15 protein-coding genes are annotated in these 14,007 nt (G+C 67.6%); 1 reads left to right on the forward strand and 14 read right to left on the reverse strand.

Translation table 11 applies throughout. The features are described from left to right. Positions 1-478: 478 nt before the first annotated feature. Positions 479-1,252, forward strand: a complete 774-nt coding sequence (locus BKK81_RS29720) for a GntR family transcriptional regulator (RefSeq protein WP_071020420.1) — start codon at positions 479-481, stop codon at positions 1,250-1,252. Between the two features lie 100 nt (positions 1,253-1,352). On the opposite strand, the gene BKK81_RS29725 is transcribed toward BKK81_RS29720, so the two are convergent. From BKK81_RS29725 to BKK81_RS29790, 14 genes are all read right to left on the reverse strand, one after another. Then, positions 1,353-2,729, reverse strand: coding sequence for a spinster family MFS transporter (locus BKK81_RS29725; RefSeq protein ID WP_083384538.1), 1,377 nt, complete (start codon positions 2,727-2,729; stop codon positions 1,353-1,355). Between the two features lie 92 nt (positions 2,730-2,821). Next, positions 2,822-3,109: a hypothetical protein gene (locus BKK81_RS29730; RefSeq protein WP_156811492.1), complete on the reverse strand. Its 288-nt coding sequence runs from the start codon at positions 3,107-3,109 to the stop codon at positions 2,822-2,824. A 53-nt stretch (positions 3,110-3,162) separates the two neighbouring features. Then, a complete protein-coding gene (locus BKK81_RS29735; RefSeq protein WP_071020425.1) occupies positions 3,163-3,624 on the reverse strand; it encodes a PaaI family thioesterase in 462 nt (153 codons plus the stop codon). Positions 3,625-3,646: 22 nt separating this feature from the next. After that, the gene (locus BKK81_RS29740; RefSeq protein WP_071020428.1) at positions 3,647-4,420 is read right to left on the reverse strand and encodes an enoyl-CoA hydratase/isomerase family protein; all 774 of its coding nucleotides are present in this window, start codon (positions 4,418-4,420) and stop codon (positions 3,647-3,649) included. Between the two features lie 21 nt (positions 4,421-4,441). After that, complete coding sequence (locus BKK81_RS29745; protein ID WP_071020431.1) at positions 4,442-5,104, reverse strand: RraA family protein; 663 nt, start codon at positions 5,102-5,104, stop codon at positions 4,442-4,444. Positions 5,105-5,106: 2 nt separating this feature from the next. Further along, a complete protein-coding gene (locus BKK81_RS29750) occupies positions 5,107-5,769 on the reverse strand; it encodes an RraA family protein (RefSeq protein WP_071020434.1) in 663 nt (220 codons plus the stop codon). Between the two features lie 16 nt (positions 5,770-5,785). Beyond that, complete coding sequence (locus tag BKK81_RS29755; RefSeq protein ID WP_071020437.1) at positions 5,786-6,448, reverse strand: RraA family protein; 663 nt, start codon at positions 6,446-6,448, stop codon at positions 5,786-5,788. 62 nt (positions 6,449-6,510) lie between these two features. After that, on the reverse strand, positions 6,511-7,509 hold the full coding sequence (locus BKK81_RS29760; RefSeq protein WP_071020438.1) for a protocatechuate 3,4-dioxygenase: 999 nt from the start codon (positions 7,507-7,509) through the stop codon (positions 6,511-6,513). A 16-nt stretch (positions 7,510-7,525) separates the two neighbouring features. Beyond that, entirely contained in the window at positions 7,526-8,770 is a 1,245-nt protein-coding gene (locus BKK81_RS29765; RefSeq protein WP_071020441.1) for a CaiB/BaiF CoA transferase family protein, read from the reverse strand. Between the two features lie 60 nt (positions 8,771-8,830). Further along, positions 8,831-9,196: a Zn-ribbon domain-containing OB-fold protein gene (locus BKK81_RS29770; RefSeq protein ID WP_071020444.1), complete on the reverse strand. Its 366-nt coding sequence runs from the start codon at positions 9,194-9,196 to the stop codon at positions 8,831-8,833. A gap of 86 nt (positions 9,197-9,282) precedes the next feature. Continuing rightward, entirely contained in the window at positions 9,283-10,446 is a 1,164-nt protein-coding gene (locus BKK81_RS29775) for a thiolase domain-containing protein (RefSeq protein WP_071020446.1), read from the reverse strand. A 155-nt stretch (positions 10,447-10,601) separates the two neighbouring features. Further along, positions 10,602-11,594 carry a tripartite tricarboxylate transporter substrate-binding protein gene (locus BKK81_RS29780; RefSeq protein WP_071020449.1) on the reverse strand — a complete coding sequence of 331 codons (993 nt, stop codon included), beginning with the start codon at positions 11,592-11,594 and terminating at the stop codon, positions 10,602-10,604. Positions 11,595-11,678: 84 nt separating this feature from the next. Beyond that, a complete protein-coding gene (locus BKK81_RS29785; protein ID WP_071020452.1) occupies positions 11,679-12,791 on the reverse strand; it encodes an acyl-CoA dehydrogenase family protein in 1,113 nt (370 codons plus the stop codon). A 13-nt stretch (positions 12,792-12,804) separates the two neighbouring features. Next, a complete protein-coding gene (locus BKK81_RS29790) occupies positions 12,805-14,007 on the reverse strand; it encodes an acyl-CoA dehydrogenase family protein (protein ID WP_071020454.1) in 1,203 nt (400 codons plus the stop codon).

Genomic DNA, 14,007 nt, shown 5'->3' on the forward strand with positions numbered 1-14,007 from the left:
AAGGCGCGCGCCGCGCGCCTACCTGATCGACGCATGTCGACGACATCGCGATACAGGGCGCTAGTGTCCTGAGTCTTGAATTCGTGGAGAACCAGGAAGCCGTTTCAAAAAGAGTTGCTGGGTACTCAAGGCGAACCTGCAAGGCGGCCCTGCGGGCCTGCGGACCTGTTAACCTCATCCGTTGTGAGAGCAGGACAGAGGGGATGGGCAAGCCGATCACCGACGACGGATGGTGGGCACCGATCGAACCGCTTCCGCCGCCAGCAAAGCCTGCCTGGGAGACCGCCCGGGGCGGCCCGGGCCGGGCGTGCGCGCAATCCGAGGCAATACGCCACATGGGCCGTCAGGGTAGCGGATCTGCGCGGCTCACCGCGCCATCCTGCCTGGCGGTGAATGCCAAAAGATTGATTTGGTATACTCGAACCTGGCCGTGCATACGGCGAAATGCCCATCAACGACATCACTGGCATAGCACTCAATGACCTTGTCGAAAAAGCCGAGCATGGCAAGTGAAATCAAGAGCACTATTCAGGCCGAGATCGAGAGCGGGGCCTTCCCGCCCGGCGCGCTTCTGGACGAGCGCACGCTGGCAGAACGATTCAGCGTGTCGCGGACCCCGGTCCGGGAGGCGCTGCAGCAACTGGCCGTCCAGAATCTTGTCAGGATTGCTCCGCGAGTCGGAGTATTCGTCTCTCGCCTCTCCATCCCCCAATTGCGCGAAACCCTGGAGCTCCTTGCCGAACTCGAGGCCATCGCGGCCAAGTTCGCGGCCCGTCGGATGGATGACTCCCAGCGCGCCGAACTCCAGGCGCTGGCCCGGTCGTGTGAGCAAGCGTCCGCAGCGGACGACGGCAAGCAGTTCGGCAAGGCCAACGCGGCATTTCACGAGTTGATTTACGACGCCAGCCGCAACGAATACCTGTCGGAACAGATCAAGAGCATGCGGCGGCTAATGCAGCGCTACCGGCCCAAGATCTTCGGCTCCCAGGCACAGCGCCAGCGCGTGCTGGGCGAGCACCAGACGCTGGTCGACGCCATTCTGCGCGGCGACGAAGCCGCGGCGCAGGAAGCCATGCTGCATCACGCCCCCATTGGCACCACGGGCTTCTCGGAGTTCCTCTCGATGCTCCCCTCCAGCTACCTGGAGGGGGAGACAGCATCGGGCATGGCAGCAGCCACGACGACTGCCGCTGCGGAGCGCCCGCGCGCCCGGCGCGGGCGCAAGCCGGCCAACCCCGTGGTCGAAGCGTAAGCCGTTCGCTGAGTTTCCCGGAACGGCCACACGGGAGCGGGAGCGCATCGCCGAGCGCTTGCGGGACCGCGCCGAACTGCCGCTCCGGCGGGTGCGGCGTTCAGCGGCGATCGATGTGGCGCGCCGCTGAAAAGTAGTGCCATGCGGACCAGACAAGGACGACGCTCATAAGCAGCAAGGCGTAGCGCAGGCCGCTGGCAGCAGCCTGTGTGCAAGCCTGAGACACCGCCCCCGCCGCAGCGTGTCCCTGTGCCCCGGCCGCACTGGCGTGGCAAGTGGCCTGGTAGCCCCCTCCCTTGACCAGGCTGGCGGCAAAGCGGTCGCTCAGCAGTCCGACGGTGGTCGGGCCCAGGCCTTGCCCGACCAGGTTCATCAACAGGAACACGAAGGCCGATGCGGTCGCGCGCATACGCGGCGTCACCAGCCCCTGCACGATCGAGAAGGTCGGCCCGTTCCACACGTTCAACATGACGGTGCAGCCCAGCAGCAGGGGCACCGCCAGACGCCAGTCGGACAGGGTGAACGCCATCGCGGCCAAGGGGAATCCGAGCAGCGTCCCGATGGCCGGTACCCAGGCATACCATCGCTTGTCGCGCGCGCCCAGCGCATCGGAGAGATATCCGCCCAGCGCATTGCCAGCAATACCGCCGACCCCGACGATCAGACCGAATACCATGCCGGCCTGAGCCAGCCCCATGCCGTAGACACGAGCGAGATAGACCGGCAGGAACAGGTTGATGCCATATTGCGCAAATGCGCCGATCACGGTGCCGAGCAGCATCTGCACGAAGATGCGGCTCGACATCAACAGATGGACCACGCTGCGCAACGGAGGAACTGCAGTGGGTGGTGCGGCGTCGACCTGCGCATGCCGAGGTTCACGCAGCGTCAACCAGGCGAGGACGGCGAGCGCGATCCCCGGCAGGCCTACGGCGAAAAAAGCGTGGCGCCAGCCGAAGTGCTGCGCCGCCCAACCACCGCCTATCGCCCCTGCCAGAACACCGATAGGCGGACCTAAGGCGTACAAAGCCAGCGCCGTCGCCCGTCTCCCCTCTGGGAACTGGTCGGCAATCAGCGAATGAGCGGTCGGGGTGCTGCCGGCCTCGCCGATGCCGACCCCCAGCCGGTAAACGAGCAAGTGCCAGAACCCCCCGGCGGTGCCGCACAGGGCGGTCATGGCCGACCAGGCCGCGATCGAGAGGGAAATGAGCATGACGCGGCTGTAGCGCTCGGCGAGGCGCGCCATGGGAATGCCCAATGCTGAGTAGAAGACCGAGAACGCCAGCCCGCCGAGCACGCCCAACTCGGCATCCGACAGGTTCATCTCCAGCTTGACGGCCTGCCCTACCACCGACAGGAAGATGCGGTCGACGAAGCTCGACGCATAGATGAGGGTCAGCAGCAACAGAAACCACGTGGAGTACAGGCCGCGCTTCGACGATCTTGTACCCGCCACCACCCCGGCCAGTTCTTTCATTTCCTTGTCTCCTTGCATTCTTCCAACGCCAGGCGCCGGTCTGCTGCCGTTGCCGACGGCACCACTCTTGCCACCCACGCGCCTTGCTTCGCTCACCCGGCGGCCTGCAAAGTATCCTGCAAGCGCCGGCAGGCAGCCCAGAACAGCGCCCGTAGCGCCGTGTCATCCACGTCAGCGACCGCCTGCCGGCACGGTGCCAGATAGCGCACCACGGGCAGGCCGAGTTCCACCGCCGACGCCATGCAAACCAGTCGGCCCCGCCCGTCGGCCGCCGCCATCCAGGCATCGAACAAGCCCGACAGCGCCGCCGCATCAGTCACCGGCGCGGAGGCGGCAAGCTTCCGCGCGGCCAACAGCGCACGGCGCGTCGTGTTGCGCACGTCCCGGCGCACGTGGGCCCGCGCCCCGGCGGGCGCAGGCTCTTGACGACCGTTCACGCCGCTGCCGCGCGACGGCTATCGCCGCCGCGCACGATCATGCAGGTCGCGACGGCCGACGCCACCACGCGGCCCTCCTGCAGCAACTCGCCGGCGACGTTACAGATATCCCTGCCGCGGCGTACAAGTGTGGCACGCCCCTGCAGAGGCCCCGCCTGCGCCGCGCGCAAGAAGGTCACGTTCAGGTTCAGGGTGGCGCAGGCCTCGCCTTCCCCGAGCGTGGCGGTCACCAGCATCGCCGTCACGTCGTCCAGCATGGCGCTCAGCATGCCCCCCTGAACCTGGCCTGCCGGGTTGAGGAAGGATTCCGTCGCGTGGTAGGCGGAGGTGAGCGCGCCCGCCTCCAGATCCACCGTCCCGATCTTCCCGCCCAGCAGCGTCGCCACGGGCGGCGGTGCCGCTTCGCCGCGCTGCAATCGCTTGAAATAGCCGTCCTGGCTGATACCTTCCCGATTCATATCCAATCTCCCGCCATCGGTTTCAGCGGCCGTGAAAACGCGGCGCGCGCCTTTCCCGCCAAGCCTGCGCGCCCTCGGCCAGATCCTCCGAGGCGTCCGCCAGCGCGATATCCCGTGCGATGTCCCCCGCATCGAGCTGGCCGGCCGCGATGCGGTTCAAGTGTTTTTTCATGCCCAGCAATGCCAGCGGTGCCATGCCGGCCAGTTCCCCGCCAAGGCGCCCGGCCTCGGCTTCCAGCGCCGCGCTATCGGGCAGGAGCTTGTCGAGGAAGCCGCAGTCCAGCATCTGCTGCGCGTCGAGCTTGTCGGCGGCGAGCAGCACTCGCTTGGCCATGCCAAGCCCCAGGCGGGACACATAGCGCTCGAGCCCCCCACGGTAGAACAGCAGGCCGAGCCGAGCCGCCGGCACAAACATCTCGCAGCCTGGTGCTCCGAGGCGGAAATCGCAGGCCAGCGCGAGATCGGTCGCCCCGCCGTAGACACCGCCGTTGAGTATGGCAATCGTCACAGGGCGGGCCGCCTCCAGCGCCGCAGCGAGCGCCTCGAAGCGCGCACCGGCCTCGCTGCCGCCGACCTCCCCGATATTGAAGCCGCTGCAGAAATGGCGTCCCGTGCCGCGCAATCGCAGCACCAGCACGCCAGGCGCGGCATCGACCTCAGCGAGCTGCTGGCGCAGCTGTTCGAGATCCGACAGTTCGAGGCGGTTGGCCACATCAGGTCGGCGCAGGGTGATGGTGGCGATCGCACCATCGATATCGAGCTGCGGCGGCAGGCCGCGGGGAGAGTCCGTCGTCATCTTTGTCCGCCGTCGGTGGAATCAGTGAAAGCCATAAATCTGCATGGTCGACTCACCCGCCTGCACGCGCGCGAGGACGGCCGCCTCGTCCAGTTCGCGCTGGCGCGCCTTCGCCACCACTGCCTCGGCACGCTCGCGCGCCAGCACGACTACGCCATCGGCATCGCCGACCACCAGGTCGCCCGCGGCCACGCTCACATCGCCGATCAGCACCGGCTCATTGAGCCAGCCGATGGCGCCATAGTCCTTGCCGGTCCCGCGGATGCACAAGCCACGCGCGAACACCGGAAAACCGATTTCTTCGAGCAGCACACCATCGCGCACGCAGCCGTCGATGACCAGGCCGCCGAGGCCTTTCACCTTGGCGGCGGTAGTCATGATCTCGCCCCAGTAACCATGCTCGAAGACGCCGCTGGCATGTACCACCAGCACATCGCCGGGCCGGGCGATCTCCAGCGCGCGGTGCAGCCACAGGTTGTCGCCGCCCGGTGAGTGCACGGTCAGGGCCGGGCCGCTCAGCCGGAAGGACGGGGCCACCGGCTTGATGGCACTCGGCAGGGCCCCGGCCTTGCCGCCGGCCTCATGCAGCGTGGCGGTCGGCAGCGCACGCGCCGCCTCCACCAGCGCCGGTGCCACCCGCTCGAATGCTGTCCGCGTGGTGGACGCGGCGTCGTGTTCCTTCATGCTCAGGCTCCCTTGGTCTGCAGTTGGTGATAACGGAACTGCCGGCGCGCCTCGTCGAGGCGCATGCCACCACGCACAGCCTCGCGGATCGATTCCTCGGCGCGCTCCACCGCTTCGGCGGTATCCAGCACCGCGTCCTCGTGTTCACGTGGAATGACCACCACGCCATCCGCATCACCCCGCACGATGTCGCCGGGCTGCACCCGCGCGTCACCGATGTTGACCGGGACGTTGGTCGCTTCCACCTGCACGCGATCCTTACCGGTGCGCATCCAATGGCCTTTGCTGAACACCGGATAGCCCAGCTTGCGGCACAGCGCCACGTCGCGGCAGACACCGTCGATCACCGTGCCTGCGATGCCGCGGCGGTGGGCGATCTCGGTCAGGATGTCACCCCATACGGTGGCGTTGTCGCGCCCGCCGTTGTCCAGCACCAGCACGCTGCCGGGCGGCACGTCGTCGATGTAGTCGCCCACCGTGCCGGGCGGATTGGCCGCCGGGCCGTACTGGAGCGTAAAGGCGCGGCCCGCCATGGCGAAGCCTTCGCCGCGCGCCTGGATGCGGTAGCACTGCCCGCCGATCCCGAGCTTGTCGAGCGCGTCGCTCAGTGTGGCGGTATCCAGCCTGCCGGCCCGTTCAATGTTGATGTCTTCTTTCTGGCTCATGATGTCCTGCTCCTCCTCAGCTCTGCAGCATGTGTTCGTAGTTGCCGCCCATGACCTCGCCAATCGGCGTCCCGGCCAGGATCGCCTTGGACATTGCAGCTTCCTTGAGCACGATGGCCTCCGCCGTTTCGAGCACGCGCTCGATGTCCTGGGACGAGATGAAGATCACCGCGCTACGGTCCGCCAGCACGTAATCGCCGGCATGAACCGTCACGTGGCCTACCTCGACGGCCACGTTGGTACCTTTCTCGACCACGCGCCCACGCGCCGTCAGCGACGTCAACCCGCGGCTGAACACCGGGAAGTCGAAGCCGATGGCTTCGTCGATATCGCGCACCGGGCCGTCGGCGACCACGCCAGCCACGCCGCGCACCTTGGCGCCCAGCGACAGTAAGCCACCCCAGCTGCCGGCCTCGACGCCGCTGCGCTGCTCGACCACGATCACGTTGTCGGGACCGGCGGCCTCGATCGCGGTGCAACCCAGATGGCGCGCCGGGCCTTCCGGTGGCGCGCCGGTGCCGAGCTTGACGGTAACGGCGCGTCCGGCGATGCGTCCGGCGCCGGAGCGCTGCGGCAGCCCTGTCACCACACCGGGAAGGCGCAATTTGTCGAGCGCATCGGAAACCGCGCAGCAGTCAAGCCGGCGCAGCCGCTGCACGTGGGAATCGTATTGAGTCATGACGTGTTCTCCGTGTTCTCCGTGTTCTCCGTGTTCTTTTCGATGATTGGCGCGGCCGGCGCTCAATCGAGCGTGCGCCAGGCGGCAAAGCACAGTCCGGTGCCGGTCAGGGCCGGGCTGCGGTAGCCCGGCGTGTAAGACACCCACTCGAGGTCCAGGTCCTTGACTGCCTCGACCGCAATCAGCCAGTTGCGGATCTCCGAACTGCCCGCCTGCAGTTGCTTGGGGTCGAGCGCGGCCAGGTAGGCAGTGTCCTTGCGGCGGATGGCGTCGATGATGCCCTCGTCCAGCGCTTCGTCGACGACAAAATGACTCAACCCGCCGGATGCCAGCACCCCCACGCGCAGGTCTTCCGGATAGCCCGCAATCAACTCGCGCAACGTGGCGCCGAGCTGGATACATCGCCGCGGCGTGGGCTGATTGGGCGGGTCGAAGGTGTTGACGATGACCGGCACCACGGGCAGATCAATGCCCTGCAGGTAGCGGCGGTGAATGAAGGAGAAGGCGTGGCCTTCGAACTGCCCGCGTTCGAGCCCGTCCATGGCGGCAATGTCGAAGTCGCGGTCGCAGAGTTCGCGGATCAGCCAGCGCGCCATGCCGGCTGCCACCGGATATTCGCGGTCGGCGTCCGGCTCCTGGCGCGCCATGCGCGCCTTCTTGTACCAACCGTCCGACAAGCCCTCCTCGCGCTTCGCGTTGCGGATGGTCTCGCCGTAGTAGATGGCGAAGGCCGGGTTGTTGGTAGTGCGGAACAATTCGGTCTGGTCATCGCCGACCACGAGCAGCACGTCCAGCCTCGCAGCGTGAATGCGGTCGCGCAAGGTATCCATCGCGGCTTCCGCCTGGTCGAAGCGCTCGCCCATGCGTTCCGGCGTCACCATCGCCTCGGCGTCCGGTGGCGCGATGGCCAGCAGCTTTTCGTAAGTGGTGGCGTTGCCCTCGCTGTCGTAATAGTGGGGGTTCTTCGGGTCTACCTGGCGAAAGCCATGCTGCCAGTCCTCGCGCTGGGATACCAGCATGATGCTGTGCGACGAGCCGAATGCGGCGACCAGTCTTGCCATGTCAATGTCCTTGGAGTCAAACGATGAAGCCTGCGCGCAGCTCGGCGATGCGCTCGGCGCTGTAGCCCAGCTCGGTGAGAATGCCGTCGGTGTGCTCGCCCTGCCGCGGCGCCGGGCGCGGCGGAGCTTCGCGCTGGTAACGCGACAGCCGCATCGGCTGGCCCACCAGCGAGATGTCGCCTAGTTCCGGATGCATCATCGGCCAGGCGATACCCAGGTGCCTCACCTGCGGATCGGCGAACACCTGGTCGACGCGATGGATCGGACCGCATGGAACACCGGCCGCGAGCAACCGTTCGGTCCACTCGGCGGTGGTGCGCTGCCGCAGCGCCGCCTCGACGGCAGCGTTGACCCGCTCGCGGTTCTTGACCCGCTCGGGATCCGATCCCATGCCCGGCTCCGCCACCAGCTGCGGCACGCCAAGCGCTTCGCACAGGCGCCGCCACATGGTCTGGCCGATGGCGGCGATATTCAGGTATCCATCGCTGGTGGCGAACACGCCGGTAGGCACGGTCAGCGGGTGCTCATTGCCGGTCTGCTCCGGTACATTGCCGTCGACCAGCCATTGCGCCGCCTGGAAGTCCAGCATTGCCACCTGTGCCTCCAGCAGCGAGGTCTGCACCCACTGCCCTTCGCCCGACGCCTCCCGCTCCAGCAATGCCGTCAAGATGCCCATGGCGCAGAAGTGCCCCGCGCACAGGTCAGCCAGGGGGATGCCCACCCGCATCGGCCCCTCGCCAGGCTTGCCCGTCACGCTCATCAGCCCCCCCATGCCTTGGGCAATGGAGTCGAAGCCGGGCCAGCGTGCGCAGGGACCGTCTTGGCCGAAGCCGGAGATGCTGGCATAGACCAGGCGAGGATTGACCGCGCGCAAAGCGTCGGGGCCGATGCCGAGGCGGTCCTTGACGTCCGGGCGGAAATTCTCGATGAAAACGTCGGCGCGCTTGACCAGCTCATGCAGAATCTCGCGCCCCGCTGCCGTCTTCATGTTCAGCGTCAGGCTTTCCTTGTTACGGTGCAGGTTCTCGTAGTCAGCGCGGTTGTGGTCGCGCCCACCGATCATGTCGTCGCCACCCGGCGCTCCGGGCGGGATCTCCAGCTTGATCACGCGCGCGCCCATGTCGGCGAACAAACGCATCGCGGTGGGACCGGCGCGCACGCGCGAGGCGTCGATGATGGTGAAACGCGAGAGCGCGCCTCGGCGCGGGCCTGCCTGGCCCGCCTGGCCTGCTTCTCCTGCAGCGCTGTTGTCGTCCTGCATTGGGTAACTCCGTCTTTCGTTGTCGCCGCGCCGGGCCGCTACGTGCGCCCGGCACTGGCCTCAGGCAGCGCCGGCGGGCGCGAACATCGGTACCGCGTGCCCGCCCTCGCTCTGCCGGAACACCACGCACACACGTTGGCCGATAGCGAGCTCGCGCGGATCGCAGTCGACCAGGTTGGTCATCATGGTCACGCCCTCGTCCAGCGTGACGAAGGCCAATGTGTATGCCGCCTCGGCGCGCCCCATCGTGCTGTACGAGTAGACCGTGCCGAACCCGCTGGCCTCCTGCCATACGGTGCGCTCGGACAGGCAGTGCGGACAGATGTCGCGCGGGTAGTGGTGCGGCTTGCCGCAATCCAGGCAATGCTTGAGCAGCAGGCGGCCGGCGTCGGCCGCGTCCCAGAAAGCCTGGCTCTCGGGCAGCATGCGCGGGGCGGGTATCCTGCGCGGGCCGCCCGGGACGGCTGGCTTGGCGGACTTTTCGGATTGTGCGTTCGTCGTGCTCGTCATGTTCAGATCCTCTCCAGAATCAGCGTCGCGGCGGTGTGGCGCGATGCGAGCGCGCCACCGATGCCACTTGCCAGCGCCAGGTCGCAGTCCTTCACCTGCACCGCGGGATGCGCCTCGCCGCGCAACTGCCGCACGGCCTCGATCACCTTGGTGACGCCACCCCGGTTGGCCGGATGGTTGTTGCACAGCCCGCCGCCGTCGGTATTGAAGGGCAGCCGTCCCACGCCCGAGATCAGGCCACCATCCGCGACGAACCTGCCGCCCTCGCCCTTCTTGCAGAAGCCGAGGTCCTCTAGTTGCATCAGTACCGTGATGGTGAAGCTGTCGTACAGCGACGCATACTTGATGTCGGCCGGCGTGACGCCCGCCTCGGCGAAAGCCGCCGGCCCGGCCCAGGCGGCCGCCGACCAGGTCAGGTCGATGTCGCCGCCCCTGGCGTGCTTCGGCGCCTCGCCGGTGCCCTTGATCTTCACCAGCGGACGCTTGAGCTGCCGGGCGATCTCCGGCCGCGCGACGATCAGCGCGCCTCCGCCGTCCGACATCACGCAACAGTCGAGGCGGTGCAGCGGATCGGCGATCATCGGCGAGTTGACCACGTCCTCCACCGTCACCACATTGCGCAGCATGGCGTCAGGGTTGTGCTGGGCGTGGTGGGAGGCTGCCACCTTGATCCATGCCAGCTGCTCGCTGGTGGTGCCGAACTCATGCATGTGGCGCCGGGCCACCATGCCATACAGATTCTGGGTGGCAGGACCGAACGGCAGTTCGAAGGCCACGTCGGGTGCGTCCGAATCCGGCGCCTTCAGGGCCAGCGCCGCGCCCGCCGCGCGCGGGCGCCCTGCCAGCGTGATCAGCGCCACGTTGCAGCGGCCGGCGGCAATCGCCTCCGCGGCATGCGCCACATGCAGGATCGGCGCTGAGCCACCGCATTCGGTGGAATCGACGTGGCGCACTTTCAAGCCGAGGTACTCGACCATGGTGGTAGTGCCGAGGCCGGGTGCGTCGCCGGCGCAGAAGTAGCCGTCGATGTCGCTGGCAGACAAGCCGGCGTCGGCCAGCGCCCCCTTGGCGACGTCGGCGTGCAGGCGTGCGACCGAAAGCTCGTCGGCCTTGCGGGTCGGGTGCTCGTAGGCACCCACGATGTATGCGGATCCGTTCAGACTCATGATGATTGCAGAGGTCGGGGGACAGGCAGGCCAGCCACCGCGGTGAAGTCGATCGGTGCCTGCCGCGGACGACCCGATGTCACCCGCAGGGCAAGGCTTCGACCTGCATCACCAACGATTCGGCGGACCTGGCGGCGCGCAAGCGCGCCTCGGTTTCATTGCTCGGGCGTGAATCCACTCGCCTTGATCACAGGGCCCCAGTAGGCCAGCTCACTACGCTGGAGGCGATCGAGTTCGGCAGCGGGACGGAAATCAGGGTGCTGCGTGGCGTTCTGCGTCAGGGTGTGCTGGACTTCCGGCATTGCCAGCACCTTGCCTAGTGCCGCCTGCATGCGCTCGATCTCGGCCTTCGGCGTACGCGCCGGTGCCCAGACGGCCGCCCACGCCTCAGCAGCGTCGACCTTGACCCCCTGCTCGGCCACAGTCGGTACCTCCGGCATCAGCGGCGAGCGCTTAGCGGCGAACACGCCGATTACCTTGACCCTGCCGCTGCGCTGGTGCGGGAGAATGTCGCCCGCCGTCATCACCGCCGCGGCAAGCTGGCCGCCGAGCAGATCCGTGGTGAGCGGTCCATTGCCTTTGTAGGGGACGACATTGAGCGCCACACCCGCCGCCTTGCCGAACTGCAGCCCGGTGAAGTGCGTCTGTCCACCCAGTCCCGCGGTGCCGAACACAGCCTCCTTCGGGTGAGCCTTGACCCAGGCCACGTACTCATTGACATTGCTGACGCCCACCCGCGTGCTGACGACCAACGCCAGCGGATAAGACACGACCATCGCGACCGGTGCCAGATCGGTCAGCAGGTCGTAGCGCAGCGCAGCCGGCGGGTAGAGCAGGGTCGGGAAGATCGCCGTGGCGTTGGGTGCGACCATGTAGGTCGAGCCGTCGGGCGTACTGTTCTTCAGCATGCCGGTAGCCAGCCGGCCGCCCGCGCCCGGTCGGTTGTCGACCACCACGGGCTGGTCGAGGACGATGCGCAGCTTGTCGGCCAGGATGCGCGCCACCGTGTCGGTCGAGCCGCCCGGCGGGAATCCCACCAACAGCCGGATCGGCTGCCGCTCCTGAGCGGCTGTCATCGCGGCCCACCCGATGCCCAGTCCGGCCGCGAGGACGATCCCGGCGCGGCGTAGCTTGCTGAAAATGGCCATCTGCTGTCTCCTTGCGTCTGTCTCTCGACGCTTTGGCTGTTGTCGATCTTGTCTTTCCGCGCGCGCCCAGCGATGCAGCGGAACCTAGGACGCCGCGGCGAAGCGGTCCAGGTGATATGAGGCATCGCCGAACAGTTGGCCGATCACCAGCAGCCGCTTGGCGTAGTGGCCGACGCGGCATTCGTCGGTCATGCCCATGGCGCCATGCATCTGGATCGCCCACTCGCCGACCTGACGTCCAGCCTGGCCGGCCACCACCTTGGCGGCGGAGACCAGGCGGCGGCGCAGCGCCGGCTCACCGGCATCCACCGCCATGGCCGCGGCGCAAGCCATCGACTTGCACTGTTCGAGCGCGATCAGCATGTCGGCGACGCGATGCTGCAACACCTGGAACCTGGCCAGTAGAGCGCCGAACTGCTTGCGTGTCCTGAGTTGCTTGGCGCTCAGGTCGATCAGCGCTTGCAGCGCGCCAGCGGCTTCCGCGCACAGCGCGGCGTTGACTCGGTCGGCCGTGGCTTCGATGCCAGGCAATGCCCCGCCCACCTCGCCCAGTACATCTCCGGCCGTCAGCGCCACGCCTCGCAGCGTCACGCTGGCCGCGCGGCGGCCATCCAGCGTGGCAAAGTCCTGCACTTCGACACCCGGTGCTCCGGCCTCGACCACGAACAAGGTCGGGCCGCCGCCCTCCACCTGCGCCGACACGATCAGCAGTTGCGCCGCGGCGCCATCCAGGACCAGTGTCTTGCCGCCTTCGAGTACCCAGCCCGAACCCTGGCGGCGGGCCTGTGTGGCGGGGCGGCGGTAGTCGTAGCGTGCGCCGGCCTCGTGCAGGGCCAGCGCGGCGCGCGCCCCGCCGCTGGCCAGCGCAGGCAGCCAGCGCTCGCGCTGCGCCGCACTGCCGAGCTGGTCCAGCAATTGGCCGGCGGCCACCACACTGGAGAGCCAGCCGATACCGCCAAGCGCCCGGCCGAGTTCCTGCGCCACCAGCATCGATTCCACCGCGCCCAGACCGCTGCCACCCACGTCGGTACCCAGCGGAAGCCCGAGCAGACCCAGCTCCGCCATGCCTTGCCAGCGCCGCGCGGCCACCTCGGCGGGCTCGTCGTCGCCGCGCTGGTGCGCGGGATACTCGCCGTCGCAAAAGCGCCGCACGGCGTCCTGCAGGGCAATGTGTTCGTCGTTCAGAGAAAAGTCCATGTTCGGTCAGTGGTCAGGCTGCAAGGAAGGCCTTGCTGATCAGGTTGCGCTGCACTTCATTGACGCCGCCGTAGATCGACAGCTTGCGCGCGTCCAGGTAGTTGGCCGCCAACGCGGCCAGTTCCGGCGGCACCGGCGCGCCCTCCCGCTCCAGGCCGGCGGCCTCGAGCAGGTTGCCCTCGCGATCGAACGGCACCGCGCCCGGGCCGGCGATGTCCACCAGCAGCGCATGGATGCCCTGGCGCAACTCAGTGCCACGCACCTTCAGCATCGAGGCCTCGACCGCCGGCACCCGACTGCTCTGGTTGGCGCTGAGCAGGCGCAGCGCGGTGAACTCCAGCGCCATCACCTCGATCTCGAACTGGGCCAGCTTCGATGCCAGCACCGCGTCATGGCCCAGCCCCTGTGCTTGCGCGAGCCGGCGCGCCCGCGCCAGTTGCTGCTTGCACGAGCCGATGCCGGCAATGCCGGTACGCTCGTGGCCGAGCAGATACTTGCCATACGACCAGCCCTTGTTGCGTTCGCCGACGAGGTTCTCCACCGGCACGCGCACGTTGTCGAGAAAACACTCGTTGAGGTCGGTACCCCCCTCCAGCATGCGGATCGGACGCACCGTCACGCCGGGCGAGGCCATGTCGATCAGCAGGAAAGAGATGCCTTCCTGTGGCTTGGCCGCGTCGGGATCGGTGCGCACCAGGGCGAACATCATCGAGCACCAGTGCGCGTACGAGGTCCATACCTTGTGGCCGTTGACGACGAAGTGCTTGCCGTCCGGCTCCAGCACGGCAGTGGTCCGCAGCGTTGCCAGGTCGGATCCCGCCCCCGGTTCGGAGAATCCCTGCGCCCACCAGGTATTGCTGCGGCGGATATCGGGCAGGTACTTTGCCTTCTGCTCCGGGGTGCCGAAGGCGATCAGTACCGGCCCCAGCATTTGGATACCACTGGCGATGATGCGCGGCGCGCTGCCGAGCATGGTTTCCTCATCGAAGATGTAGCGCTGCACGTGGTTCCAACCGGGACCGCCGTGCTCGACCGGCCAGCCCGGCGTGAGCCAGCCGCGCGACTCCAGGATGCGGAACCACGTCACATAGTCCAGATGCTCCAGGCGCAGGCCCAGTTCGACCTTTCGCTTGATATCGGCGGGCAGGTTCTCGCGCACGAAGGCGCGCACTTCCTGGCGGAATGCCTCGTCGGCGGCGGAAAATTCGAGCTTCAT

It is taken from the genome of Cupriavidus sp. USMAHM13 (genome assembly GCF_001854285.1).
Lineage (GTDB): Bacteria > Pseudomonadota > Gammaproteobacteria > Burkholderiales > Burkholderiaceae > Cupriavidus > Cupriavidus malaysiensis.

Coding starts and splice junctions, on each gene's coding strand:
- BKK81_RS29770 (WP_071020444.1), bottom strand. CDS start 9,196: ATGCTGCCCGAGAGCCAGGCTTTCTGGGACGCGGCCGACGCCGGCCGC.
- BKK81_RS29760 (WP_071020438.1), bottom strand. CDS start 7,509: ATGGCAAGACTGGTCGCCGCATTCGGCTCGTCGCACAGCATCATGCTG.
- BKK81_RS29735 (WP_071020425.1), bottom strand. CDS start 3,624: ATGAATCGGGAAGGTATCAGCCAGGACGGCTATTTCAAGCGATTGCAG.
- BKK81_RS29720 (WP_071020420.1), top strand. CDS start 479: ATGACCTTGTCGAAAAAGCCGAGCATGGCAAGTGAAATCAAGAGCACT.
- BKK81_RS29725 (WP_083384538.1), bottom strand. CDS start 2,729: ATGAAAGAACTGGCCGGGGTGGTGGCGGGTACAAGATCGTCGAAGCGC.
- BKK81_RS29780 (WP_071020449.1), bottom strand. CDS start 11,594: ATGGCCATTTTCAGCAAGCTACGCCGCGCCGGGATCGTCCTCGCGGCC.
- BKK81_RS29750 (WP_071020434.1), bottom strand. CDS start 5,769: ATGAGCCAGAAAGAAGACATCAACATTGAACGGGCCGGCAGGCTGGAT.
- BKK81_RS29790 (WP_071020454.1), bottom strand. CDS start 14,007: ATGAAGCTCGAATTTTCCGCCGCCGACGAGGCATTCCGCCAGGAAGTG.
- BKK81_RS29775 (WP_071020446.1), bottom strand. CDS start 10,446: ATGAGTCTGAACGGATCCGCATACATCGTGGGTGCCTACGAGCACCCG.
- BKK81_RS29745 (WP_071020431.1), bottom strand. CDS start 5,104: ATGAAGGAACACGACGCCGCGTCCACCACGCGGACAGCATTCGAGCGG.
- BKK81_RS29755 (WP_071020437.1), bottom strand. CDS start 6,448: ATGACTCAATACGATTCCCACGTGCAGCGGCTGCGCCGGCTTGACTGC.
- BKK81_RS29740 (WP_071020428.1), bottom strand. CDS start 4,420: ATGACGACGGACTCTCCCCGCGGCCTGCCGCCGCAGCTCGATATCGAT.
- BKK81_RS29785 (WP_071020452.1), bottom strand. CDS start 12,791: ATGGACTTTTCTCTGAACGACGAACACATTGCCCTGCAGGACGCCGTG.
- BKK81_RS29765 (WP_071020441.1), bottom strand. CDS start 8,770: ATGCAGGACGACAACAGCGCTGCAGGAGAAGCAGGCCAGGCGGGCCAG.